This window comes from Iodobacter fluviatilis (assembly GCF_004194535.1).
GTDB lineage: Bacteria > Pseudomonadota > Gammaproteobacteria > Burkholderiales > Chitinibacteraceae > Iodobacter > Iodobacter fluviatilis_A.
In genome coordinates this window covers 3,371,718-3,396,842 of record NZ_CP025781.1, presented here as the reverse complement: position 1 = coordinate 3,396,842, position 25,125 = coordinate 3,371,718, and the positions used below count along the sequence as shown (strand labels likewise).

General features: G+C 48.9%; 27 protein-coding genes. 17 read left to right on the top strand and 10 right to left on the bottom strand.

Annotated elements, in window-relative coordinates:
* Positions 1 to 813: 813 nt before the first annotated feature.
* From C1H71_RS15085 to C1H71_RS15075, 3 genes are all read right to left on the bottom strand, one after another.
* A complete protein-coding gene (locus tag C1H71_RS15085; RefSeq protein WP_130107285.1) occupies positions 814 to 1,992 on the bottom strand; it encodes a winged helix-turn-helix domain-containing protein in 1,179 nt (392 codons plus the stop codon).
* A gap of 164 nt (positions 1,993 to 2,156) precedes the next feature.
* On the bottom strand, positions 2,157 to 2,771 hold the full coding sequence (locus C1H71_RS15080) for a hypothetical protein (RefSeq protein WP_130107284.1): 615 nt from the start codon (positions 2,769 to 2,771) through the stop codon (positions 2,157 to 2,159).
* Between the two features lie 635 nt (positions 2,772 to 3,406).
* Positions 3,407 to 4,066, bottom strand: coding sequence for a pyridoxamine 5'-phosphate oxidase family protein (locus tag C1H71_RS15075; RefSeq protein ID WP_130107283.1), 660 nt, complete (start codon positions 4,064 to 4,066; stop codon positions 3,407 to 3,409).
* Between the two features lie 109 nt (positions 4,067 to 4,175).
* Here C1H71_RS15075 and pdxR point away from each other — a divergent pair, with 109 nt between their 5' ends.
* A complete protein-coding gene (gene pdxR / locus C1H71_RS15070; RefSeq protein ID WP_130107282.1) occupies positions 4,176 to 5,621 on the top strand; it encodes a MocR-like pyridoxine biosynthesis transcription factor PdxR in 1,446 nt (481 codons plus the stop codon).
* Positions 5,622 to 5,817: 196 nt separating this feature from the next.
* On the opposite strand, the gene C1H71_RS15065 is transcribed toward pdxR, so the two are convergent.
* From C1H71_RS15065 to C1H71_RS15050, 4 genes are all read right to left on the bottom strand, one after another.
* A complete protein-coding gene (locus C1H71_RS15065; protein ID WP_130107281.1) occupies positions 5,818 to 6,762 on the bottom strand; it encodes a phosphatase domain-containing protein in 945 nt (314 codons plus the stop codon).
* Between the two features lie 124 nt (positions 6,763 to 6,886).
* Positions 6,887 to 8,371, bottom strand: a complete 1,485-nt coding sequence (locus C1H71_RS15060) for a multicopper oxidase family protein (RefSeq protein ID WP_130107280.1) — start codon at positions 8,369 to 8,371, stop codon at positions 6,887 to 6,889.
* Positions 8,372 to 8,382: 11 nt separating this feature from the next.
* Positions 8,383 to 8,802, bottom strand: a complete 420-nt coding sequence (locus tag C1H71_RS15055; protein ID WP_188053328.1) for a DUF411 domain-containing protein — start codon at positions 8,800 to 8,802, stop codon at positions 8,383 to 8,385.
* A gap of 153 nt (positions 8,803 to 8,955) precedes the next feature.
* On the bottom strand, positions 8,956 to 9,183 hold the full coding sequence (locus C1H71_RS15050; RefSeq protein ID WP_130107279.1) for a hypothetical protein: 228 nt from the start codon (positions 9,181 to 9,183) through the stop codon (positions 8,956 to 8,958).
* A 277-nt stretch (positions 9,184 to 9,460) separates the two neighbouring features.
* Here C1H71_RS15050 and C1H71_RS21995 point away from each other — a divergent pair, with 277 nt between their 5' ends.
* Positions 9,461 to 9,625 (top strand): glutathione S-transferase N-terminal domain-containing protein, encoded by a 165-nt coding sequence (locus tag C1H71_RS21995; protein WP_130108251.1) that lies wholly within the window; start codon positions 9,461 to 9,463, stop codon positions 9,623 to 9,625.
* Between the two features lie 236 nt (positions 9,626 to 9,861).
* On the top strand, positions 9,862 to 10,104 hold the full coding sequence (locus C1H71_RS15040) for a glutathione S-transferase family protein (protein ID WP_130107278.1): 243 nt from the start codon (positions 9,862 to 9,864) through the stop codon (positions 10,102 to 10,104).
* 94 nt (positions 10,105 to 10,198) lie between these two features.
* Here the strand turns inward: C1H71_RS15040 and C1H71_RS21990 are convergent, their stop codons facing one another.
* The 3 genes from C1H71_RS21990 to C1H71_RS15025 all read right to left on the bottom strand — a co-directional run bounded on the left by C1H71_RS21990 (position 10,199) and on the right by C1H71_RS15025 (position 11,900).
* Positions 10,199 to 10,285, bottom strand: a complete 87-nt coding sequence (locus C1H71_RS21990; RefSeq protein WP_130108250.1) for a PEP-CTERM sorting domain-containing protein — start codon at positions 10,283 to 10,285, stop codon at positions 10,199 to 10,201.
* 42 nt (positions 10,286 to 10,327) lie between these two features.
* A complete protein-coding gene (locus C1H71_RS15030; protein ID WP_130107277.1) occupies positions 10,328 to 10,597 on the bottom strand; it encodes a hypothetical protein in 270 nt (89 codons plus the stop codon).
* 337 nt (positions 10,598 to 10,934) lie between these two features.
* Positions 10,935 to 11,900, bottom strand: coding sequence for an NAD(P)H-quinone oxidoreductase (locus tag C1H71_RS15025; RefSeq protein WP_130107276.1), 966 nt, complete (start codon positions 11,898 to 11,900; stop codon positions 10,935 to 10,937).
* An 824-nt stretch (positions 11,901 to 12,724) separates the two neighbouring features.
* Between C1H71_RS15025 and C1H71_RS15020 the strand changes: the two genes are divergently transcribed.
* The 14 genes from C1H71_RS15020 to C1H71_RS14955 all read left to right on the top strand — a co-directional run bounded on the left by C1H71_RS15020 (position 12,725) and on the right by C1H71_RS14955 (position 25,109).
* Positions 12,725 to 13,426, top strand: coding sequence for an ABC transporter permease (locus C1H71_RS15020; protein ID WP_308418286.1), 702 nt, complete (start codon positions 12,725 to 12,727; stop codon positions 13,424 to 13,426).
* A gap of 12 nt (positions 13,427 to 13,438) precedes the next feature.
* Entirely contained in the window at positions 13,439 to 14,317 is an 879-nt protein-coding gene (locus tag C1H71_RS15015) for a glycine betaine ABC transporter substrate-binding protein (protein ID WP_130107274.1), read from the top strand.
* A gap of 1 nt (position 14,318) precedes the next feature.
* Positions 14,319 to 14,969 (top strand): ABC transporter permease, encoded by a 651-nt coding sequence (locus C1H71_RS15010; RefSeq protein WP_130107273.1) that lies wholly within the window; start codon positions 14,319 to 14,321, stop codon positions 14,967 to 14,969.
* On the top strand, positions 14,966 to 16,096 hold the full coding sequence (locus C1H71_RS15005) for an ABC transporter ATP-binding protein (protein ID WP_130107272.1): 1,131 nt from the start codon (positions 14,966 to 14,968) through the stop codon (positions 16,094 to 16,096). The genes C1H71_RS15010 and C1H71_RS15005 overlap by 4 nt, the downstream gene beginning before the upstream one ends.
* Positions 16,097 to 16,264: 168 nt before the next feature.
* On the top strand, positions 16,265 to 17,083 hold the full coding sequence (locus C1H71_RS15000; RefSeq protein WP_130107271.1) for a siderophore-interacting protein: 819 nt from the start codon (positions 16,265 to 16,267) through the stop codon (positions 17,081 to 17,083).
* Positions 17,084 to 17,142: 59 nt separating this feature from the next.
* The gene (locus tag C1H71_RS14995) at positions 17,143 to 18,120 is read left to right on the top strand and encodes an ABC transporter substrate-binding protein (protein WP_130107270.1); all 978 of its coding nucleotides are present in this window, start codon (positions 17,143 to 17,145) and stop codon (positions 18,118 to 18,120) included.
* Between the two features lie 126 nt (positions 18,121 to 18,246).
* Entirely contained in the window at positions 18,247 to 19,260 is a 1,014-nt protein-coding gene (locus C1H71_RS14990; protein WP_223145884.1) for a FecCD family ABC transporter permease, read from the top strand.
* Entirely contained in the window at positions 19,257 to 20,291 is a 1,035-nt protein-coding gene (locus C1H71_RS14985) for a FecCD family ABC transporter permease (protein ID WP_130107269.1), read from the top strand. Before C1H71_RS14990 ends, C1H71_RS14985 begins: the two co-directional genes overlap by 4 nt.
* A 16-nt stretch (positions 20,292 to 20,307) precedes the next feature.
* Complete coding sequence (locus tag C1H71_RS14980; RefSeq protein ID WP_130107268.1) at positions 20,308 to 21,141, top strand: ABC transporter ATP-binding protein; 834 nt, start codon at positions 20,308 to 20,310, stop codon at positions 21,139 to 21,141.
* Between the two features lie 361 nt (positions 21,142 to 21,502).
* On the top strand, positions 21,503 to 21,715 hold the full coding sequence (locus C1H71_RS14975) for a hypothetical protein (protein WP_130107267.1): 213 nt from the start codon (positions 21,503 to 21,505) through the stop codon (positions 21,713 to 21,715).
* A gap of 119 nt (positions 21,716 to 21,834) precedes the next feature.
* Positions 21,835 to 22,515 (top strand): tRNA (adenosine(37)-N6)-threonylcarbamoyltransferase complex dimerization subunit type 1 TsaB, encoded by a 681-nt coding sequence (gene tsaB / locus C1H71_RS14970; protein ID WP_130107266.1) that lies wholly within the window; start codon positions 21,835 to 21,837, stop codon positions 22,513 to 22,515.
* The gene (gene rimI / locus C1H71_RS14965; RefSeq protein ID WP_130107265.1) at positions 22,512 to 22,964 is read left to right on the top strand and encodes a ribosomal protein S18-alanine N-acetyltransferase; all 453 of its coding nucleotides are present in this window, start codon (positions 22,512 to 22,514) and stop codon (positions 22,962 to 22,964) included. The genes tsaB and rimI overlap by 4 nt, the downstream gene beginning before the upstream one ends.
* Complete coding sequence (locus tag C1H71_RS14960) at positions 22,964 to 23,809, top strand: uracil-DNA glycosylase (RefSeq protein WP_130107264.1); 846 nt, start codon at positions 22,964 to 22,966, stop codon at positions 23,807 to 23,809. Before rimI ends, C1H71_RS14960 begins: the two co-directional genes overlap by 1 nt.
* A gap of 97 nt (positions 23,810 to 23,906) precedes the next feature.
* Positions 23,907 to 25,109 carry an EAL and HDOD domain-containing protein gene (locus tag C1H71_RS14955; protein ID WP_130107263.1) on the top strand — a complete coding sequence of 401 codons (1,203 nt, stop codon included), beginning with the start codon at positions 23,907 to 23,909 and terminating at the stop codon, positions 25,107 to 25,109.
* Positions 25,110 to 25,125 lie beyond the last annotated feature (16 nt).

Here is a 25,125-nt window from a genome sequence, read left to right as displayed (position 1 = left end):
GCACGGGCGTGACCGAACTCGGCTGCTGGGCGGGCACATGCACGGCGCAAATCCTATGAACTGTATGAATCGAACCAAAGCCCGATTGCCGCCTAAGCGCTGCGCCGCATCGTGGCTCTGTATGCGCTGGAAGGCGAGGTCAATGCGCTGGATCTCCATCTGGAGGCTCGCATTGCCGAGCGGGCGAGACGTCGTTTGCTCGAAGCCAAGCCCTTACTGAACGACTTCAAAACGTGGCTGGATCAGATATGACTCACCACAGCGCCCCATAGCGGTCTAGCAAAAGAGCTGCATTACAGCAGCAAACGCTGGGATGCGTTGGTGCACTACAGCCACAGTATTGCTCGTTACTTCATTTGCAAGTATTTCAAGGGTTTTAGCATCAATACCCTTGATACCCGTACTATCGACTGCCGCTACTTTTACACACCGAAATAATGGCAATAAGGTGTCTTTGCCATTGGCAGATCGATTAAGCAGAACTGAATAGCCGCGTCTCTAAAATCGGCTTATCTATTGGCTAGGTATTCATTGCACATTTATATCAAACAAAACAGACAAGACAGTGAACCACACGATTTAAGTGCTACGTGATCGGTTTTCCAGTTTGTGGGTTTACACTTTTTCGATTTGGATTTGCTCATGCTACTGTTCTAAACAGCAACAAAATTTGACCAATTTATGCAACAACGCTGCTTTGCCAAATACTGCAAAATGACGAAATTATTGCATCGAACTCAACTAAATAATGCTGAACGTGAATCCTCTTTCATTTATGGGCCATTGATAAAGCTTATAAAATAAATTGATGACTTACCCGCATCCTTCCAGCCAATCCGACGTGCATTCCTCCTGAAACACCACGGCTTCACAACCATTAAACTCAGCAAACTGCTGCAATTTTGCCCTAAAAGGTGCAGCAAAGGTATCGCTATCCGGCATCTCACCCTCTAGATGAAAGCGCATCACTTCTAAGCGTTTTGCTTGTCTGTGGGCTTTGCAATCGATGCGGCCAATAAAGCGCTCTCCAAATAAAACCGGTAGGCAGAAGTAGCCGTACTGGCGTTTAGCGGCGGGCACATAACACTCCAGTTTGTAATCAAAGCCAAATAATTGTTGCAAGCGTTTACGGTGAATCACGGCATTATCAAAGGGGGAGAGCAGGTGCACGGTGGGACTAGCAATCGGGGAAATGGCCAGTGCGGCCGTTGCTTTGTAGGCATTGGGGATGCCGCAATCTGTAAGCGCGCTGATTTCACCGCTGGCGATTTGTGCGGCCAGTAGTTCGCGCAGGCTGCTTTTAAGGGCTTTATCGTTATGTAAATGGCTAAGCTGCTCAAACGTGATTAGGCCGTGCGCACGCAGATTACTACGCAGCAAATAGGTGGCGTAATCGGCTAAATCTGGCGCTCGGGTATCCAGATCTGGCGGCAGGATACGCTCCTTCAAATCATAGACTTTCTCCATGCCGATACGCTGGCTCACCATTAAATCGCCCTGAAAAAACAGCTTTTCTAGTGCGCGTTTACCAGGGCCCCAGTTCCACCATGTGCCGCCCTTGGTTTTATGGCCTTCTAGATCACGGACCCGCAGCGGGCCTTCATCACGCACTTTTTGCAAAATATCCTGCATCAGCGCGGGGCTGATTTCACTATGCCAAGACTGCGCGCTATCTCTGGCGGCGGCCATGCGGCGCTGCGTAAAGCGATAATCACGCATGGGCAGATAGGACGCAGCATGAAACCAGTATTCAAAGATTTGCCGCTCGGCAAGCAGCTGGTTTAAGTATGGCGAGCGATAATCGGGCACTCTAGACCACAGCACATGATGGTGTGCGCGCTCAACCCTAGCAATAGTATCGATCTGCACATAGCCCAGATGCTCAATCGCCGCCAACGTGCCTGTAATACCCCCTCCAAAATAGGCCGCACCAAGCAAGCCTTGCTGCGCTAAGGCTAGGCGTTGTAATTGAAGGTTTGTGTAAGTATGCATGCCTAGCCCATAAAATAGAACGATCGTTCACCTTATGGTAGCGCAGCGCAAGGGACAGTAAAAGAGATTCAGGATTTGAGAAGAAAATGTGTTTAGTGATCACAACACGCAACGCTCAGTTTCCCCCCTAACTGAGCGATTTACGTTTGCTATAGGCTTAGTTATTAACCCGCTGCGTATTGTTGAATAAATTTTTGCACAGCAGTTGGGCGCAACGGGGGTTCTCCCTTGCTGCTAAATATTTGTGCTATTTCATTACGGATCAGCCCAGCTTCCAGCGTGCGATTTTTGGTATCTACCATCAGCCAAGCCGTGCCAATTTTTGCATCCGTAGGGGCTTTGCCCAGCACATATAAGACACCATCATATTGTAGAGCACTTGCCGAGCTCATCAGGGATACAAAGGCTGGATGCTCGCTATTAAGTATATTCTTTAGCTCTGCGCTAATTGGGCTTACCGCAGTAAACAGCCCAATATTTTGAGGAAGTTGGCCTTGATATTGTTCTAGCTGCTGCCAACTGCTATCGCTATTTAATGCTTTTTGCGCCAGTAAAACCCCTTTGGCTTTAACGGAGCTGGCAAGCTGATTAGCATCTATACCCAAAGGTTGCAACACGTCATTGGCTTGACCCGCTATCTGCTCTAATGCCCCATCGCTTTGTTTTTTGATTTCAGCACTGACTATGCCCGCAGCCGATGAAGCGGCCTGTTGAGCTATTTGGCTGGCTTGATCACAACCACTCAGTGCAAGCAGTAAACTAACAAGGAGTGGTGTCATTATTTTTTGCTTGATTTGAACGGGCATCACTTCGATCATCCACAGGATTAATCAGAGTAAGAGTGCTGCTCAGCAAGCAAGTTTCTATTTTGAATAAATATTTATGACATTGCCACTACAGATGAATCAGCTAGGCTATGCAGCCCACTAAAGCACAACTTCCTCCTTACTCCCCCTATCATTAGCGGCTTTTGGGCCGCTATAGTTTCTGCTTTATCTCCTCTGGCAAGCTCTAATCAGGGTACTACTCATACCAGCGTTGCCATAGCTGCTGCATATCATTTTTTAATAGATCAGTAATGGCATCAGTCACTTTCTTTACCTCATCTGCGGCGGGAATGGCGGATGCAAGCCGCAGTGATTCAGCTTGCGCGGCTTAATTTCTGGGAGTATGGGCTGATACAATGGTTTTAATTCAATAACTGCCGAGCCTGCAATCTGATCAGGGCCCTTACTTATGACTTCGAGCAGAGGGGGGGGTAATTCTGAAGTTGGGCGATTGAGTATCAATAACGCAGCCAAACACACCACCCCAACGCTGGCAAAAGCATCCACATAACCCGCAGCAAGAGCGCTGTTTACCTACGCCATATTTTGAACAGGAGCAGTAAGCAGCTCCTGCAATATTTTGGCAATTAAGACTGGCCTTGTTTCCCCCCTTGCCAGCAGGCCACATAAAGAGGCGCATCCACTTTGCAATCCTCATTAGGCACGGGTTTAGCTTGCAAGGTTTGAAATGGCAAAACGCCCGCCCATACCTCGATATGCATATCCTTAGTATCGTCCTCCGCACCACCGCTGCGCACCTTGGCGGCGGCCTCATCAAGGGTGATTTTCAGCACAATGGTTGCGCCCAATTCTTGCTTACTGCCGCTGCGCACTTCGTTCTTACGCCCAGGGGCCAGCTTATCCATAAAGGCATCCAGCGCTGCCATTTTTTGCTCCGCTTCAATCACCGTCACAAACTTGCCGTAAATCACCACCGAGCGGTAATTCATCGAATGATTAAACGCCGAGCGGGCCAGTACCAAGCCATCAAGATGGCTGATAGCAATACTGACCTCTGCTCCGCTAGACAAATGCTTCATTAAGCGGCTGCCATTAGAGCCATGAATATACAGCGCATCATTGATACGCCAATACGCCATAGGAATGCAATGCGAGCCGTTTTCATCTTGAAACGCAAGGTGGCACAGATAGCCCGCATCTAAAATACCATGCAAAACCTCACGCTCATACACGGCCAGCTCAGGGATACGGCGAATGCGGGTACGGCTACTTGGGGCTGCGTTCATTATTATTCTCTTTGTGTGATTCAATTTAGATGCATGCAGCATAGCCAAAGTAGTGGCTCTCACATAAGATCCATCTATTATCATTTTTTTAGAACCACAACACATTAGAATGGATTATGCACTTATCCTTGCCCAGTATCAGCGCCAACACCTTGCGGCCAACTACTCACGCCAACGTATGCTTTATGAAGCACTCAGAACGGCGATTTTAAGCCAGCAGTTACTCGCAGCAACCCGCTTACCGGCTACACGCCAGCTTTCTGCCGAGCTGGGTATTGCCCGCAATTCAGTGATTTACGCTTACGAGCAGCTGGCTAGCGAGGGCTTAGTTTGTGCGGATCAGCGTGGCACACTGGTTGCCCCGCTTAGCTTAAGCCTCCCCACTAGCAAGGCAGAGATACCACAGCAAGGCTTATCCCAGCGGGGCCGAGCGTTTAAAACCCCATTTATCGATCCAGATACCTTGGCCGCCTTTACGCCGGGCGTGCCTTCTTTAGCGGATTTCCCCCACGCCCGCTGGCAACGACTTATTGCCCGCAGCTGGCGCAATATCAAGCCAGAACAACTGGCTTATGGCCATGCAGCGGGCGAGCCTGCTTTGCGCGAAGCCATTGCGGGGCACTTACGCGCAGCAAGAGGAGTGGTCTGTGATGCCAGCCAAGTTTTTATTACTGATGGCACGCAAAATAGTTTGGACTTATGCGCCAGGCTTTTTGCCGATGCCGGCGATTTAGCCTGGATAGAAAACCCCGGCTATACAGGGGCCACCAATGCCTTTAGTACCGCCCAGCTTTTACTGCGTGGCATTGCCGTCGATCAAAATGGCATTAACCCTAGCCCAAAAGACTGGCAAAACCATCCGCCACGGCTGATTTATGTCACCCCATCGCATCAATATCCGCTGGGCAGCGTGTTAAGTTTAGAACGCCGGCTGATGCTAATCCGCCAAGCACAAGCGGTGGGTGCCTTGATTATTGAAGACGATTACGACAGCGAATTTCGCCGCGATGGCCCACCCCTACCGGCCATGCAAGGCTTAGTGCCTAACTCACCCGTGATTTATCTAGGGACATTTAGCAAAACTTTATTCCCCGCGCTGCGTACAGGATTTATGCTGGTGCCCCTGCAATTTACACAGGCGGTGGAAGCGGCGTTGGCGCAGTGCCATCCACTCGGGCGGCAAATAGAGCAGATCGCTTTGGCTGAGTTTGTTCGCAGTGGTGAATTTGCCAGCCATTTACGCCGAATGCGTAAGCTTTACAGCGAGCGTAGAGACGCCATGAGCGAAGCCATTACGCGCCATTTTGGCCCCCTTGCGCCTATCTATGGCGGCTCGTCCGGCATGCATTTATCAATAAAATTGCAGCCACAATACCCCGATCAAATCATCAGCCAGCAAGCGTTCAGCGAGCGGCTGATTGCTAGGCCTTTAAGTGCATACATAATCAGCCCAGCGCTTCCCTGCAATGGTTATATCCTTGGCTATGCTCAGGTTCCAAGCGCAGAAATGGATGCAAACATTGCCCATTTGGCTAGACTAGTTAAGACCTATTAAGTGGCAGGTACAAGGCTAGCAGCCTGTCGGACTTAGCATCAGTCAGCTGCAAAATCACCTGATCGGCCTATATTTCACCAGATTTTTGACCAATAACTCGTTATTGGCGCTGTAAATCCGGCAAAATCTGGTCTCGACCATGCGATTTTTCGCTTCGACCGTCTAAGTCCGACAGGCTGCTAGGCCATTTCCTTTATCAGAAAGAAGGTTGCCCTAGTAATTGCTGAAGATCATTCTGCCCAGCAGGCAAAGGCGAAGCATTGGTTTTTACTTTTCTGATCCAGATACCGCTGATTTGCTCAGGATAGCGCAGGGCTATTTCGGCGTAGATTTGCGGGTCAGATTCACCATCGTCACCCACCAGCGCAAATTTCACCTCAGGAAAATCATGCATGATCGCAGTGATGCGCGCGCGTTTATAGGCCCGTTGGTCAAGAATAGAATCGGTGCTTTCGTCCCCAATTTCTTTCAGCATCAATATGCCCTGTGGGAAGCCGTTTTTCTGCAAAAAACGCCGAATGCCATCCGTAAGCTGCTTTGGAGACGCTGAAACATAGAAAATCGGGGAGGCGGCGGGGTTGGCATTGCGCTCAGCCAACTGCCGATAGGTTTGGGCCATCTGCGGCACCGCTTGGCGTGATTCTGGTGGAAGTGTCAGGCTATTACGGAGTAGTTTTATTTTGTCTGGCACTTCACTGACTAAAATAGTGTCATCAATATCAGAAATAATGCCGAATTGATTACGAGGATCATGCACCAGCAAAAAGGCGGGGCTACTTGCAGCAGGATCGCTACGGATGCTTTGCCAGCCGCTACTTAACATTAATGGCTGATTACTGGTTAACTCCCAATAACCGTGATCATCCACACGGCTTTGCCACTGCGCCCCATCAATCTGCCAGCTCACCTTACCCTCAGCACTGCTGGCAAAAAGCAGCCGTGTATTACGGTGCAGGCTTTGCACTGCCCCAGAGCCTGCTTTGGCAGGCTGATGATTATCCTCAGTTAATCTGCCAGAAAACCGATAGCCCTGAGCGCTACTCCAGCCATCGTCCACAATAGCTTGCAGGGCGGACGCTGACGCGGCAAAACTGCCGATAACTGCAATGACAATAAGCTGAACCGCTCTACACATACGCATACCTAAGCTCCCTATTTAAACAGCCCCGTTGTTAGCAACAAATAGGCAGATAAAGCATCCAGCCGCAACGCCTCACCCGCCAAACTCAGCACCAAGGCCAGACACATCGCTGCTAGCCTTAGGCTTATTTCACTAACACCTGCCCCATCATGCCCTGCCCTTCGTGCTCTAAGATATGGCAGTGGTACATGCGTAAACCTTTGTGTTGCTGCGTCACTAAAATACGGGCGCTTTGCTGGGGTAGCAGATTAAACGTATCAATCAATGCACGCCATGGTGCGGGGCTGGTTTTGCCTTTGAGCGTACTATCTATCATTTCAAACTGCATACCATGCATATGAAATGGGTGATCCATATGCGAATCGTTAAAGATCTCCCATAACTCGGTATCCCCTACTCGGCTGACAAAATCCACCCGCTGCATATCATAGCTTTTGCCATTTACCAAAAACTGCATCGAATGCTGGCCCCCTTCCATGCTCATGGTTTCGCTAAAAACCACCCGCTTTTTAGCCACAGGGATGCGCTTGGGCGGCAAACTGCGTAAGCGCTCTGGCAATTGGGCACTCGTGTTTTGGATAAATTGAATGGTGGCTAACTTAATATCTTGCTCAGGCGCTACCGCCCCCATTTTATGCCTATCGTAAGCCATTGCCATTAAATCAACTTCAGCCTCGGGGCCAGCGACTAGCCATTCTGCACGCGATCCTGGCGCGAGCAATAGCTCATCCAGCTGCTGGGCTTTTTCCAGCAAACCGCCGTCTGAACCCAGCAGAATGATTTTTCTACCTGGCAAAGCCAGCCGCAGATAACGGGCGCTGCAGGCGTTCCAGATGCGCCAGCGCTGCGCTTCTGCCACTTTAATCAGCGGCTGGCGCTGGCCATTAAGCAATACAAACTGCCCTTCTCGGCCATTCATCCAGTCATTCATAGTGTTGTCTGGAATACTGCCATCGGCGGCGAGTTTTAGATCAGAGATCACCAAATGCTGCTCAGGCAGATGCGCCAACACATCGTCTTTAGCCCGCACAATAAACAACCCGGCTAAACCGCGATAAACTTGTTCCGCCGTATCGCCATGCGGATGGGGGTGATACCAATACGTGCCTGCGCAGCCCTTAGGCAAGCTAAACCGATACAACCGCTCGCCCCCCACCGGCACCGCATCCTGCGGGTTGCCATCTTGATCGGATGGCACCGGCAAGCCGTGCCAGTGCACCGTAGTGGGCTGAGCCAGCTTATTGATAAAGCGAATCTCTACGATATCCCCCTCAAAAGCCTCAATCAGCGGGCCAGGAATATGCTGGTTATAGGCCCACACCGTGGTCTTTTTACCCGGCAGCAACTCTACTTCATATGGCTCCGCCGTTAGTGTTGCCGACACCATGCCCTTTTTAGAGCTGAGATTAGGCAGGCGATATAAAGCGGCATGGGGCTGGCCAGCTGGCAACGCATCGGCAGCCAGCAGTGGTAGATTATCTGCCGCTATTTTCAAAGGTATGCTCGGCATTTGGCTATGCGCCTGCTGCATAGCGGCCCAAAGCGGCTTCGACATCAGCGCAAAGCCTGCCGATGCAAGGCTGGCATGTAAAAAATGTCTGCGATTCATATCCATAGCCCCTATTCAATCGAGAAAAGTTTAGGTTCTGCCGACTGGCCCAGCTCATAAATCTTTAATGTACCTTTGATTTCTGGCCCCATTCCAGGCGAGTTTTTCGGCATACCAGGCGCGCTAATACCGGCAATTTGCGGTTTTTCTTTAAGTAACTTATGAATCGCCGCCACCGGCACATGGCCTTCTACCGTGTATTGCCCAATACGAGTGGTATGGCAACTGGCCAATTGCGCCGAGCCATACTGCTTTTTAAGCGTAGACATGTCGCTACTATTAACAGCTTTTACTTTAAAGCCATTTTTCTCAAGGTACTTCACGTACTCCTCGCAGCAGCCACAAGCAGGATCTTTATAAAGGGTGGCATTGATCGCCGCAAAGGCCGGTTGGGCAAGCAGAACCAACAGCATTAAGAATAATTTTTTCATGATTAAATCTCTTATAAACAGCAAGCTACAGACGTGCAGCAGCCCATTTAAAATACACAAAAGATGTTGCTCACCAACAGAGCAAACAGCCATTCGGGCGAGTATGACCCACCCTGCAAAACATCTCGTGCATAAGGATAGTAAAGCGCTTAACTAGAACGAAATAATCGCGCCTAGAGTAGGTGGCTTATAAGGAGATTCAAGGGGAGGATCAGGCAAGAATTGAACGGGCGCGGCGCTAAAAACCGGCTTTATCGCCGTAAAAGCAGCAAAAGGAAGCACATTAGGCAAGGCAGGATAATGGCTAGTACATGCTTGTACGCAGTCGGCCATATCCAGCATGGCAGAATCCATCTGACAGGGGCCATGAGACTGAGACATGTGGCAAGGCGTGCTAGCGGCAGACGCAAGCCAGCCTGCCGTATTCAACGACAGCACTGACACTAGCAATAAGAAAAACCACACTTTTTTCATTTCTTGATTGTAGCACTGCAAGCAAAAATGGCGTATTTGAAAAATTACATGCGGCTTAAAAGAAGGCTCTATAATCCCTTTTTTTTAATGTAAGCCCGCCAATATGGCCGCTTAAGCCTTAAGGACAATGCTTTATGCTTCTCTATGGCAGCACCGACTCTGGCCACTCTTATAAAATCCGCTTATTCCTTCTGCTTACAGCCAGTCCTTTTGGCGAGTACCCATTTTAGTCGATCAAGGCAGAGTACTCTGCCAATCGAATGCAATTCTAAGTTACCTTGCCCAGCAAAGTGGGCAATTCACAGGAAATGAAGAGCGGCAAGCGGTGCTAGCAGCCTGTCGGACTTAAGCGATCGTAGCGAGGGAAAGACCGGTTTGAGACAGATTTCGTGGGTTTTTGAGGCGAATAGCTGGCTATTCAACGAGAAAATGCGTGAAATATGGCCAAATCCGGCTTTTCCGTAGTAGATCAGTCTTAAGTCCGACAGGCTGCTAGAGTGGTTATCTTGGGAGGCGAACCGCATCGGCTTTAGCGCGCCCAATTACCGCTATGCTCTGCTCTGGGCCCCGCAAGGGCCCGAGGTTATGGCCTATTTACATGCACGGCTAATGGCCGATCTGGCCATGCTGGAAGACAAACTTGCTGGCCGTGAATTTTTGCTGGCATCAGGGCCAAGCATTGCAGACATTAGCTGCTCAGCATATTTATTTTGGCTAGATCAAATCGGCATTTTAGAGGCAGACTTACCCAATATTAACCGCTGGCTAAGCGCGATACGCCAACTGCCCAATTGGCAACATCCTGATGTTGCCATGCAAAGCAATTAATATGGAAAATTGGCTAGGCTAATGGGTAAAGGCCATCGCTAAATTAAATGATGGCCTTTTTAATGCCAATTTACTGTAATACGCAGGGCGAAAATTATTTAGCCAAACGACGGCGGGTAACAAGCAAGCCCACTAAGCCCAACCCCATTAAAGTGTAGGTTTCTGGCTCTGGAACAGGCATGGCCGGCACGATACTAAAGGAGCCTGCACCAATATAACCATTTTAGGTGCCGGTTTGAAACTGCAATAAATGCTTACCAGTTAGAGTAGCTAATGTCAGGCTATTTTCATAAGCTTTTTTATTAGCAAATGAATCAAGCATTACACCATCTAGCCACATGCTTACAGATGCATTTGCTGTGGGTTTAGTTGCCGCATTATATGCGTTTTGCACAATAGACCAAGTCAAATAGCCTTGTTTTAATGTGGATCCAAAATCAATCGAGAAATCATATTTATTGGTCTTAACTACTTTAAAACCCCCAGTTGCCACGCCTTCTTCAAACGTGGCTTACGTAGCCGCGGCGGCAAACACCGCCGTACTTGCTGCAAACATGACACCTGCAATCAGTGATTTAAAGATATTCATCTATTCTCACCTTAAAAGTTGATTATAAAGTGATAAATAAACCTCACCTCTGCTTACATAAATTTAAAACAAAGCACAAGCGAACATTCATTATATTAATTAATCAAACCCTAAAAAACAAATAGGTATTTCTAATTTATCGAGTATTTCATTAAAACACCAAAAATACGTTTATTACATTAGTATGTAATCAAACAATCATCATTTAAAGCACATAATTTTTATATAAATTTAAAAAAAATTAAAAATCAATCATACTTAACAATACTTTACCTAGATTACGATTCTCTGCAATATATTGATGGGCCTCGGCTACTTTTCCCCAATCAAAAACGCAATCAATGGTTATTTTTAAATCACCAATAGCGATTAAAGGCAGTATTTTTTCGCGCAGTGCGGTAGCTAATTCAACTTTCACGCCCAAAGGTTGAGCCCTAAGGGTGGAGCCGGTAATGCGCTGGCGTTTCATCAGCAGTAAACCAAGATGAGCCTCGGCACTTATGCCACGTAATAAGCCTATCAACACAATCTGCCCATCCATATTCAAGCACGCTTGGTTTTTAGCGAGATAATCACCGCCTACCCCATCCAAAATCAAATCCACTCCACCGGCTTCTTTGACGATGGCGGCAAAATCATCTTGCTGGTAATCCACCACTAGATCAGCCCCAAGCTGGCGGCAAAACTCACCTTTCAAAGTGCCGCCTGCCGTGGTGGCAACCCAAGCACCTAAATGCTTAGCAAGCTGAATACCTGCAGCCCCTACGCCACTGGCCCCCGCATGAATCAGCACCCGCTGGCCTGCTTTTAGACCTCCAATTTGCACCAAATTAAACCACGCAGTCATCCACGCTTCAGGTAGGCTGGCTGCATCGGTAAACGAGAGCCCAGCGGGTATTTTCATGGCAAGACTAGATTCTATTATGCAATATTCTGCATAAGCGCCGCCCCCCACAAGGCCGAATACCTCGTCTCCCAGAGCAAAACGACTCACGCCCTCACCCACCGCAGTGATCACACCTGCTACTTCTAAACCCAAGATGGGCGAATCCCCCGCAGGAGCTGGGTAGCGCCCTGCAGCTTGGGCTAAATCTGCCCGATTAATCCCGGCGACATAAACTTGTATCAATAACTGCCCAGCCTGCACGTGGGGCAGCTCTGCGTGGCCTAAAGAAAGTAATGGCTTGGTCTGAATAACTGCACGCATCGATCGCCACCTAAAGAATGTGAAAAAATATTGAATAACCCATACTGTCACAATGCATTACACATGCCAAAGCCCCCCCCAGCCTCACTTTCATCATTCTTACTGCTTTTGCTATTCCATGCTATTTGCGGCCTTCACCTATTGGTAAATATGCCGAATACCAAGCCCTTATAAGAGCATTTTCCTAAGCGTCATTTTTAATAAGGGATGCTAGGGTCTGTTGACGTTCCATTCGCCATTGCGCTGAGCCGGAAAACGGCCAGGCACAAGGCATGTGACGAAGACAATAACGGGTTATTGTCGAGGAGCATAACGCAGTGAATGTCTGCCCATGCGTCGTAGCAAAGCCGCACATGAAGTAGGTGCGCTGCTTGCTATTCGTGGACGTCGCCATAAAGACGATCTATAGAGCAAAAACGTCATCAACTTGGTTGATTTGCTATGCCAAAAACGCCATACAAACAGTTTCACCAATAGTTACAAGTTGCTTCATTTACATTGTAGTCCAGCGTAAGCACGTGTTAAAAACTGTCCTCTTCTAAAAAATCACTCTGCATACAGCAGTGATCAAGGCCTAAAGCCTTTCTATTTGCACTGACGATATCGCGGCGCTTAGCCACTGATTTTCATCGAAATGGGCCGTAAAACATCATTACGGCCTCAGCCAGTGCACCCCATCTGCGATTTTTAAATCGCTAGGGTCTGTTGAGTTTTTCTGCGCTCACGCAGCAAAACCAGCCCAAAGTAAGGCAACCCTCAATTCCTAAGTTGTCACTCTCACCATTGTGAGCGGTTTTGGCCGCTCTACAATAAGGAGTATGCACATGTCTGTATATCTAAAACGTGGTGGGTTCGTCGTCTTTTTGGCGGCCATCTTCGCCATTATTCAGTCGCATCCGGCTTGGCTAAAAACTTACCAGAGCGATCTAATTTACCTAGGGCAGCAGCATCTGCGCTTGGTTGCCTATTCGATGTTTCTAGCGCTGATTATTGGGCTACCCGCTGGGGTCATACTCAGCCGCAGCTGGGCCAAACGCTTTGCCGAACCGATTCTGCAAATCTTTAACATCGGCAATACTCTGCCCCCGCTTGCCGTACTCGCGCTGGCCATGGTGCTGGTTGGCATTGGCGATCAACCCGCCATCATCGCCCTCTTTTTAGCTTCACTACTCCCCATTGTTCGTAACACTTACACCGGCCTTTGCGGTGTATCGCCCGCCTTGCTTGAAGCCGCACGCGGCCTTGGCATGACCCCAAGGCAAAGCCTTTACTTTGTTGAGCTACCCAATGCTGCTCCCGTTATTTTGGTGGGGGTGCGGCTAGCACTGGTGATTAATGTGGGCACCGTGCCACTGACCTTCCTCATTGGAGCCAGTAGTTATGGCGAGCTAATTTTCCCCGGCATCTTTTTAAATAATCATGCCCAGCTACTGGTTGGCGCAGGGGCGACCGCCATTGTCGCCTTAGCACTTGATCAAGCCGTTGCTGGCCTTGGACGTGTCTTTGCCGGACATGCTGCACACTAAAAGGAAACGGCCATGAAACGACTTATCATCAACATCAGCCTTATTCTGGCGGCTAGTTTTGCCAGCGCAGCGCAGATTCGCTTAGGTAGTAAAGACTTTACCGAGCAGCATTTACTCTCTGCGATGACTCGCCTCTACCTTGAAGAAAAAGGCTTTGAAGTCACCGCGACCACCGACCTACCCAGCGTCATCCTACGCGGCGCACTGATCAACAATCAGCTGGATCTGGTTTGGGATTACACCGGCACGGCGCTAATCGTTTATCACAAGCTCACCGAAGTAAACCCCGAGCAGAGCTATGAAAGAGTGAAGGAGCTGGATATTCCCAATGGCTTGGTCTGGCTTAAGCCCGCCGCCATGAACAATACCTACGCCTTTGCCATGCAACGCAAACGGGCCGAGGCGCTAGGCATCAGCACCATGAGCGGTATGGTCAAACAATTCAACCAGCATAAAAATTGGAAAATAGGGCTGGATATCGAGTTTGCAGGCCGGCCTGATGGCTTAAAACCGATGCAAGAAAAATATCAGTTGACGTTGGATCGCCCACAAATGAAGCAGATGAATTCAGGCCTGGTTTACAACGCCATTCGTGATGGCTTTGTTGACGTGGGCTTGGTCTATGCCACAGATGGCCGAGTCAAAGGCTTTGATTTTATTATTCTCGAAGACGATCTACACTTTTTCCCCAGCTACGCGGCAACACCCGTCGTAGAAAAATCCGTACTGGATGCCAACCCCGGCCTTGAAGAAGCCCTCAACACCCTGTCTGCGCTACTCGACAACGATACGATCTCTACGCTTAACGCCAAAGTAGATATTGAACACCTGCGTGTGGACGAAGTGGCCGCTCAGTTTCTAAAAGACAAAGGCTTACTGCAAGGAAAATAAGATGGAAATCATTCACTATGCTTGGGAAAACAGCAGCTTTATTATGGGATTAACCCGTGAGCACATGATGCTGGTCTCGATTGCCGTTGGCCTTGCCATTTTGTTGGGTGTGCCGATTGGTGTACTGATTATGCGGCTGCCCGCGCTCGCCCCTTGGGTGCTTGGCCTTGCCACCGTGATTTTAACCACCCCATCCATTGCGCTATTTGGGCTGATGATTCCGCTTTTCTCGCTGATTAATCAGGGGATTGGCTATGTTCCAGCCATTTCGGCGGTGTTTTTATACTCACTCCTGCCGATTATCCGCAACACCCACGCCGCATTTCAGCAGATCGATCCAGGTATTCGCGAATCATGCAAAGGCCTAGGTATGAGTTTTTTCCAGCGCTTGTGCTGGGTAGAGCTACCGCTGGCTGTACCACTGATTTTTTGCGGGATTCGCACCGCCGTGGTGATGAATATTGGTGTGATGGCGATTGCCAGCACCATCGGCGCAGGTGGCCTTGGCCTGCTGATTTTGCATGGTATTAGCCAGAGCGACATCCGCCAATTGATCGTTGGCGCAGTGATGATCAGCCTGCTCGCCATTGTGATGGATCTAATCCTTAGCAGCATCCAGCACTACCTCACTCCTAAAGGTATCCGCTCATGATTACGCTCGAAAATCTCAGTAAAACTTTTACCCAAAAAAATGGCCAGAGCATGCAGGCTGTCAACAATGTGAACCTGCATGTTGAAGAAGGCAAAATCTGCGTCCTGCTTGGCCCATCGGGCTGCGGCAAAACCACCACGCTTAAAATGGTCAATCGCCTGATTACGCCCACTTCTGGACGTATTCTCATTAATGGGCAAGATACCCAAGAAATAGATGTGGTAGCGCTGCGCCGCCAAATTGGCTATGTGATTCAGCAGATTGGTCTGTTTCCAAACATGACCATTGAAGAAAACATCTGCATCGTGCCGCGTCTTTTGGGCTGGGATAAAAAGAAAAGCCGCGAGCGTGCACGTGAACTGATGGATATGGTGGCGCTTGATCCTAAACGTTTTTTAAGCCGCTATCCACGCGAAATGTCTGGTGGCCAGCAGCAGCGGATTGGGGTAATCCGTGCACTAGCCGCCGATGCACCAGTCTTGCTAATGGACGAGCCTTTTGGCGCGGTCGATCCAATTAACCGTGAATCCATCCAAAACGAATTTCTACTGATGCAGCGTAAACTCAATAAAACGGTGCTGATGGTTAGCCACGATATCGACGAAGCCCTCAAGCTAGGTGACAGTATCGCCATCTTCAAGCAAGGTAAAATTGTGCAGCATACCAGCCCAGATCAGCTGCTGGCCGCCCCTAAGGATGAATTTGTGGGCTCCTTTGTGGGCCAAGATCGAACTTTAAAACGCCTACTGCTGATTAACGCTGGCCAAGTGTGTGATGGACAAACCACCATCACGGCGAAACCTAGCACCGCGTTAAAAGAAGCATTTAATCTAATGGATGATAACGATCAGCGTTTTCTGACCATCGTGGACGAAGCTGGCAAGCCATTAGGCTATGTCTCACGTAAAGAAGCGCGTCATGCAGAAGGAGTATGTGCAGATAAGGTTCATGCTTTTGAAGCAACAGCACAAGCCAGCGATAATTTACGCATCATTCTGTCTAAATTATACGAACACAATCTAGTTTGGATGCCGATTGTGGACGACGAAAACAGTTATCAGGGTGAAATATCGCAAGACGATATAGCGCGCCACCTCAGTAGCCCAGCAATCACCTTGGCAGTCTAACCAGCCACCAACTAGCCACCAACAATAAGCGATTCAGCCCAAGCCCCTTATTGCCGTAAACGTAATACTTACGGCAATAAGGGATTTTTTTGAAACAAATACAATTGGTAAGCATTATCATTCATGATAAGGTAGAGGTATTGTGAATGCCTTAAGAAGTTTGCCCTCATGAGCCAAGAAGCCACGCCTAAAAAAAAACCACGTCGATTACAAGTCCTAAAAAGTGTACAGCTAACGCCTCATCTGCAACGCCTCACCTTGGGCGGCCCAGAATTAGAGCACTTTCCTAGTGGCAGTAATGGGGCACATATCAAGCTGCTGTTACCGCAGCAAGGGCAAGCGCTCACGCTACCTACGGCAGGGCCTAAAGGTTTGATCTGGCCAGCGGCGCAAGATAGGCCCTTAGTGCGCACTTATAGCATTCGTCAATTTAATGAAGAGCGCAAAGAGCTAACCGTTGATTTTGTGATTCATGATGAATATGGCCCCGCTTCTTTTTGGGCCAAACACGCACAGATTGGCGATGAAGTAGGCCTTGGCGGCCCAGGCGGGCCTGCACTCTTTAATCCAGATGCTGAGTATTTTTTACTGGCAGGTGATCTATCCGCCCTACCTTTGATTGCTGCAGTACTAGAAATGCTGCCAAGCAATGCTATTGGCCATGCCTTTATCGAAATCCCCTCCGAGCAAGACCAGCAAACACTGCAACATCCCGAGGGCATCAAGCTGACTTGGTTAATCAGCCCAACACCTAGCTCGCGGCTTCCCCAAGCCGTTTTGGACTTACCTTGGCCAGAGCAAGTTGTTTCCGCCACCGTGGCCGGTGAAGCAAAGGCCGTGGTATTGATCCGCAATTATCTGCGCCTAGAAAAAAAACTAACCGTCAGCCATTGCTATGCCGTGCCTTACTGGAAAAACCAACACAGTGAAGAGGCCTATCACGAGGAGCGCCATCGCACTATGGATGAAGTGCTTACCCCCGCTTAAGCCACCATCTCATTTGCAAGCGTAGCCTTGGCCCACTCTTAACAAGCGATAACCTCATCATGAATAAAAAATACCTTTTGGCTGGCACAGTATTCGTTCTGGCAATCTTAGCTGCATTCAGCTTTAGCCCAAAACAAGCGGTTGAGAGCCAGGCCTTGGCCCCCGTCGCCATGCATACCATTACAGATGCAATGGGGCGAAAAGTGACCCTGCCGCTTAAGCCACAAAGAGTTATTGCTTTAGGTGAGTTTGATTTAGACGCGCTACTCGCTCTTGGGATTGAGCCCGTTGGCACCAGCAATGGCCGAGGCCAACAAACCGCCCCCAATTATTTGCAAACCATTGCAGCAAAAGTTCCCAGCGTCGGTGCATTTGCCCAGCCCACTATGGATAAAGTGATTGCGGCCCAGCCCGATCTCATCATCACCAGCACCATTAATGATGAGCAAATACTGAACCAGCTACAAAAAATAGCCCCAACCGTGGTTTCAATCAAAAATGGCACCGAATGGAAATCTGCCTTTAGCCAATTTGCAGGCTATTTAAACCGTGATGCTGAGGCCAAGGTATTTTTAAAGCAATACCAAGACCGCGCGGATCAACTTCAAGGCAAACTGGCCGCCCATCAAAATGAAACGGTTAGCATTGTGCGCTGGAACCCTAAAGGTCCTGGCTATATGTTCAATGACGCTTTTGCAAGCTTAGTGATCCGCGATTTGCAGCTCGCTCGGCCAAAAAGCCAAATGCAACCAGGTGTTGCGCACTCTCACCCATTAAGCCTTGAGGCCTTGGATCAAATTGATGCCGATTGGTTATTTTTGGGCACGCTTTCTCCTGAAGGCGAAGCCGCTAATATGCTTAAAACTGTTAAAGACTCCCCTGCGTTTGCTCAACTGAATGCGGTTAAACAAAACCATGTCGTGGTCATTGATGGCTCCTTATGGACCAGCGCGGGTGGCCCGCTTGCTGCACTGGCTATTTTGAACGACGTAGAAAAATTCTTGCTTAGCCCCAAAGCATCTCTTGCCAAGCTTTAGTCACCTGAGCCCCCTCACCACAGTCCATAAATGGCGGCTAGAGTTCGCTAAGCCCTGAAATATGTCTCAGCCTTGAGTAATAAAGGTCTTGTTAAAGACCGCTTGTTTTAAGTTTGGAGTTTTTTTGTGTTTATTTCTTCCCCCACTCTTGCGCAGCTATTGCGCTGGATGCTCTTACTAACGGCTTTACTACTCGGCCTTGCTTTTTTATCTCTCCTGATTGGTTCAGGCCATTTAGGTATGAAAGATAGCTTGGCTTATTTAGCTGGCGATACCCAAGCCCGTACCAATGAACAATTAAGTATGGTGATTCAAAGCTTGCGTGCACCGCGCACCTTAGCCGCCATTATAGTAGGGGCCTGTTTAGGCAGTGCAGGGGTGCTGTTGCAAACAGCCACCCGCAATCCACTTGCAGAAAGTGGCTTACTTGGCGTGAATGCTGGAGCGGCATTGGGCGTGGTCATTGGGATTAGCTTTGCGAATGCGCAAGACGGCTACGCCTATTTGCTATGGGCTTTTGGCGGGGCACTCTTGGGCAATGGCTTAGTACTGTTGGTGGCCAGCCGAGCCAGTGCGCTAAAGCTAGTACTGGCGGGCGTGGCCATCAGCGCCACCTTTCAAGGCTTAAGCTCATATTTATTGCTCAGTAATATTTCATCTTTTGATCAGTACCGCTTCTGGGTATTAGGCTCGCTCTCTGGCGTAAGCCTGAGCATGACTCTGCAATTACTGCCAATCAGTGTCTTTGCGCTACTGCTGGCATTGATTATGGCAAGGCCCTTATCCGCGTTATTACTTGGCGATGATAGCGCCCGTGCGCTAGGCCACAATCCCACCTTAACCCGCAGCATTATTGCCCTTACAGTCACGCTCATGAGCGGCATAGCCGTTGCCTTGGCAGGGCCACTGGTATTTTTGGGTATCGTTGCCCCCTACGCGGCACGCCACATTGTAGGGCCACGAATTGCTAGCCAAATCTTACTTGCAGCGCTTATTGGCGCATTAGTCTTGCTCAGCGCCGACATCTTGGCACGGCTAGTGATCCGCCCCTTTGACTCCCCTGTTGGCGTGATCTTAGCTTTTATCGGCGCACCATTTTTAATCTTGCTAGTGCGCTCTAGCAAAGTCAGCACAATATGATCAATACGCCTCCAATCAATCACGACAGCACGGTGATGCGTTACCAAGGATTCTCCTTGCTGCTATCGCATAGCGCCCTCTTTAGCACCATCGTAATCAGCCTAATCTTGCTGATCTCCGTGATCGCCTCTTTGGCTCTGGGCTCGACTTTTATTCCACTAAATGCGGCTCTTCCCGCTATTTTTGGCCAAGGCAGCCATAGCACGCTCTTACTGGTGCAAGAAATTCGCTTGCCGCGTATTTTTGCGGGCTTGATTACCGGAGCAGCCCTTGGCTCTGCAGGCTGCTTAATCCAAACCATGGCGCGTAATCGCTTAGCGTCCCCAGATTTATTAGGCATTAACAATGGTGCAACGCTGGCGATTATCCTAGGACTGATTATTGGCAATATCTTAGGCAGTTGGTGGCTTGCCCTGATCGGAGCGGCCGCCTGTGCCCTGCTGATTTTTACGCTAGCTGGTCGATGGGGCCGCCAAGGTTACCGCGTATTGGTGATTGGTCTTGCCATTGCCGTTATGCTGCGATCGGTGATTGAGCTACTCATGTCTACCGTTAGCTTACAGCACGCCAGCACGCTATATACATGGAGCCTTGGCAGCTTAGTAGGCCGAGGCTATAGCGCATCGCTGCCCGCAGCTTTTGGCCTGACGCTGCTCTTGCCCGCCGCACTCTTGCTCAGCCGCCGCCTTGCCCTCTTACGCTTTGAAGAAGACTTAGCCGCCAGCCTTGGCCTAAATGTAAACAAAACACAATTTTTCATTATGCTACTCACCATTGGCCTAGCGGGGCTGGGTGTCACCATTGGCGGCCCTATAGGCTTTATCGCCCTTGCCGCGCCCATCATCGCCAGCCGCTTTGCCGATCCCGCCCATGTTCCTATTTTTAGATCTGCCCTAATCGGCGCAATCGTGATTATCTGCGCCGATACGCTAGGTCGCATCACCAGCAGCCATGCTGAGGTGCCGGTAGGGGTGATTACCAGCATCTTGGGCGGGCCATTTTTGCTATGGGTTTTGCTGTCAAAACAATAAAAAAAGAGAATTTACAATGCGTCTGATGGTTAAAAATATTCAGGTGAGCTATGAGCAGCACTTAGCTGTAGATGGCGTGAGTTTAAGCGTGGCAGCAGGCCAGCTTGCAGTGATTGTTGGCCCCAATGGCTGCGGAAAATCCACATTATTGCGCAGTATTGCCCGCTTACAAAAACCAAAAAATGGCCAAATTTTAGTGGATGGGCAAAATGTTTGGCAGCTATCACCACGCAAAGCGGCGCACGCCATTGCCCTGCTCCCCCAAAGCCCGATTGCTCCTGAGGGCATCAGCGTAACTGATTTAGTACGCTATGGCCGCCATCCTCACCAAGGCTTATTTCGCCAGTGGTCCGCCCGTGATGAAGAAGTGGTTAACGCCGCCCTATTAAGCACCAACACCCACGATTTAGCCCAGCGCACCCTAGAACGTTTATCCGGCGGGCAACGTCAGCGCTGTTGGCTCGCCATGATTTTGGCGCAAGAAGCACCGCTGGTGCTGCTCGATGAGCCGATTAGCATGCTGGACTTGGGCCACCAAGTAGAAGTGCTATCGCTAGTAAAAGCGCTCACTCAAACAGGAGTAACCGTCGTGATGGTGCTGCACGATTTAATTGCCGCAGCCCGCTACGCAGATGTATTAATTGCCATGAAAGACGGCAAAATCATCGCCAATGGCCCACCGCGTGAGATCGTAAGCACTGAGCTCGTGCATACGCTTTACGGTGTACACGCAGATATTTTACAAGCGCCCAGCGATGGCAGCCCCGTCATTGTGCCCGCGGCACGGCCCAGCCCATCACCCCATGTAAATGCAAGCAAAAAGAATGTTTCAAAACAGGGCACACACTAAAATAAACAAGCTAAGGCGGATAATTCGGCCGCTTTAGCGAGTAATCAAAAGTAACCAAAATGTAACAAATGCTTTAAAAACAGCAAACTAGAGCACAAAACAGCCTAAAAAATGACTAATTTGCACATTTTTAACAAAAAACCAAACAAAGTGTTGACAGAGATAAAAAATACAGCAACAATCGATCCACTAATTTGATTGAGCATAACCTTGTAAAGCGAATATTTTTGATTCGCAATGTGTTTGTAGTAGTACTATCCAGCAAGCCTTCTCAGCTTTTCTGCAAGTTCTCCCCGAACCAGGTGCTCTTCTTTTGGTGCTTCGCCATCCGTCCTTGGATGGCCAATTACTAGGAGCCATCATGGCACAATTTGATTTTATCGTAGAAGCTCGTCCGTCCACCCGTCACACCGGTATGGAAGGTTGGTATCAAATCGTCGTTTGTCACGGCAAGCAAAAAAAACCAGTTACAGACTGGCAAGCTGCCCCACAAGCTCACGACAATAAACTACATAGCGTTTTAACTAGCGCCGCAGCTTTAGCCAAACAACAGATCCAAGTGCAATTTCATTAATCATTTGAATAGCAAGATCTAACGTAAAAAAGCCCACCACTGCGTGGGCTTTTGTTTATCTGCAAAATCTAACACACGCGCATGGTAGAATCTCCCCTTAATTGTTTTTCTGCCTACCCATGCCCTATCTAGCGCTTGACACCTCTACCGAATCTCTCTCCCTAGCCATTAGCAGCCAGCAAGGCATCATTGCCCATGACTGGCCTGCAGAGCAAAAGCATGCCGAGATGATTCTTCCTTGCTTAGCCGCGCTATTGGAAGAATGCCAACTGACAATGAAAGATATCCAAGGCATCGCCTTTGGCAATGGCCCTGGCTCCTTCACTGGCTTACGCATTGCCGCAGGCATCACCCAAGGCTTGGCCTTTGCACGAGGCATTCCGGTGCTAGGCGTTTCGACCCTAGCAGCCCTTGCTGCGGGCTGCGATGCAGATCAGGTCTATGCCTGCCTTGATGCGCGAATGAATCAAGTTTACTGCGCAGCCTATCGCAAAGAACATGGCACATGGCTAGAGGAAATCGCCCCCTGCTTATGCGATCCAGATCATATTCCTCTTCCTAATGGAGATAACTGGATGGCAGCGGGAAGCGGCTTTGCAATGTATAGCGACGCACTTAAATGCCGCCTAGGTGAGCAGATCAGTGGCATTGATGCCACACGTTTGCCGCTTGCCAAAGATATTCTCGCCTTAGCCCTACCTGATTTTGTAGCGGGCAAAGGCCTTGCCGCGCATGAGGCGGAGCTCGTATATTTACGCAATAAAGTCGCGCTCAAAACCCACGAGCGGATGAGTAAATGAAACAAGTACGCCAATTAGATGAGCGTGATATCCAAGCGCTGATGCAGCTAGATGCCGCCACCAATTCGCACCCTTGGGCAGATAGCCATTGGCAACACTCGCTAAAAGCCGATGTTTGCCTTGGCATTGATGACGATAAAGGGCTTGCCGCCTTTGCCATTGCCATGAGAATGGCCGATGAAGCCGAGCTACTATTGATTGCCGTCAGGCCAGCCTTACAAGGCCAAGGGCTGGGACAAAATATCTTTAACTCCCTTGTCAAACAACTATATGCCGTGGGTGCGCAAAGCTTATTTTTAGAAGTACGGCAATCCAACCGCCGCGCACGGGATTTCTACGAGAAGGCCGGTTTTGCAGAAACCGGTATTCGCCCCGCTTACTACCCCGCAGCCAGCGGCTCTGGCCGTGAAGATGCTTTAATTTTTGCCATGATGATGGGTACACACTAATGAATCGCCGGGCGCTGATACTGGATGAATTGGGCTTAAGCCCTGTCTGGGTACGTAAGGACATCTTGGCTGGACTACAAGCCAATCCCACTGAGCCTATGCTGGCTAGCGTTGAGTCTCATTCACCGGCACCTCGCCCGCAAGGCTTTTCACCCGTAGCGGTAGCGGCTCATCAAGCTCTCGCCCCACTGGTTAACCAAGCTAAATTCACCCCGCCCCCGCCCCAAACCATTCCTGCCAATGATCCCATTGAGGACGAGCGCTCACAACGCATTGCACGCATGAATTGGGAAGAGCTCAATGATGCCGTTAGCACGTGTACCGCCTGCCCGCTTTGCGAAGCAAGGCAAAAAACCGGAGGGCAAACGGTGTTTGGTACTGGCCCGATGCAAGCCAATATTATGGTAATTGGTGAAGCACCTGATGCAGATGAAGAAACCCAGCAAACGCCATTTTTGGGTGATGCAGGGAAGTTGCTCAGTAATATGCTAGCCGCGATTGGTGAAGATGAGCAGGTATATAAGGCCAATCTTTTAAAATGCCGCACACCCAATAAGCGCAACCCACAAGCTGCCGAAACATTGCAATGCGCGCCCTTTTTAAAGCGCCAGATCGAGCTTATTCAACCCCAAACCCTGCTGCTGCTTGGGCGCTTTGCCATGAAAACACTACTCGAATCCGACGAGCCAGTTAGCGTGCTGCGCGAAGCGCTGCAAGAATACAAGCAGATTCCGCTGGTTGTCAGCTACAACCCAAGCTACCTGCTGCGCAACTTACCCGACAAATCGCGTGCATGGCATGACCTACTTCGAGTAAAGGCCGCACTTAAAAGCCGCACGCAATAAACCGATTGTCTTGTCACACTACAATAAAATAAAAGGGAATTCGCCAGTCTTAAAAATTAAGGTCTAGACTGAATCAATCTTCACTATTTAGACCGCCATGCAAAATTCATATCATTTGGGGCGACAACCCATTTTAAACCGCCAGCAAGAATTAGTTGCTTACGAACTGCTATTTAGAAACAGCAGTCAACGCAATGAAGCCATTGTTTCTGACGATTTTTTAGCCACCCTTGATGTGATTCAACATGCCTTTAGCACCTTAGGTGCTAGCAGTGTACTAGGGGATAAACTCGGGTTTATTAATGTTAATGCTGATTTATTGCTATCAGATGTCTTAGAATTACTCCCGCCCCAGCAAGTCGTATTAGAAATACTAGAAACGGTTGAAATTACCCCCTTAATTGTTGATCGCTGCCTTGCCCTTAAAAAAAAGGGCTTTAAACTCGCACTTGATGATGTTATTCAATTAGATGACACTCAACGCTCTCTATTGCCCCATATCAGCTTTGTAAAGCTGGAAGTATTAGGCATGAACAAGAGCCAAATGAACGCGCTAATTAGAGAGTTGCGCGCCTACCCATTACAAATTTTGGCAGAAAAAGTTGATAATCCAGCTCAACATCTTTTATGCATGAAATTAGGCTTTGATCTCTTTCAAGGCTATTACTTTGCTAAGCCCACCATTTTATCTGGCAGCAAACCACAACCTTCGCAACTGGCCTTATTGCATTTATTAGGGCTAATAAATAGTAATGCTGACAATAGTGATATTGAGATGGCTTTTAAGCACTCTCCCGACTTAACCATTAATTTACTAAAGCTGGTTAATTCAGTAGGATCTAACTCCCCCAAAAAAATAGATAGCATTGCTGCCGCCATCACCGTATTAGGGCGTAGGCAAATGGGGCGCTGGATTCATTTATTAGCCTATGTACAACAATCAGGCAAATCCATACGTAGTAATCCACTGGTGCAAACAGCAGCCATTCGTGGCAAATTTATGGAGTTATTATCTTTAAAACAAAGCCCACACGACCAAAGCTTGGCTGATCAAGCATTTATGGTGGGGATGTTTTCTTTAATTGATGTGTTTTTTAGTGCGCCACTACAAGAATTATTAGAGCCGCTAAATTTAGCCGACAATGTAAAAGATGCACTTCTGGGAGAAAAAAATGCACTAGGATTGCTTCTTAGCCAAGTACTACTCGCAGAAGACAGAGACCCAATTAGTAATTCAAATCCACCCTGTGATTTTGAAGCGCTGCTAGCCGCAATGAGTTGGGCAAATGAATTAGGTTGATTTAATTTAAATAAAA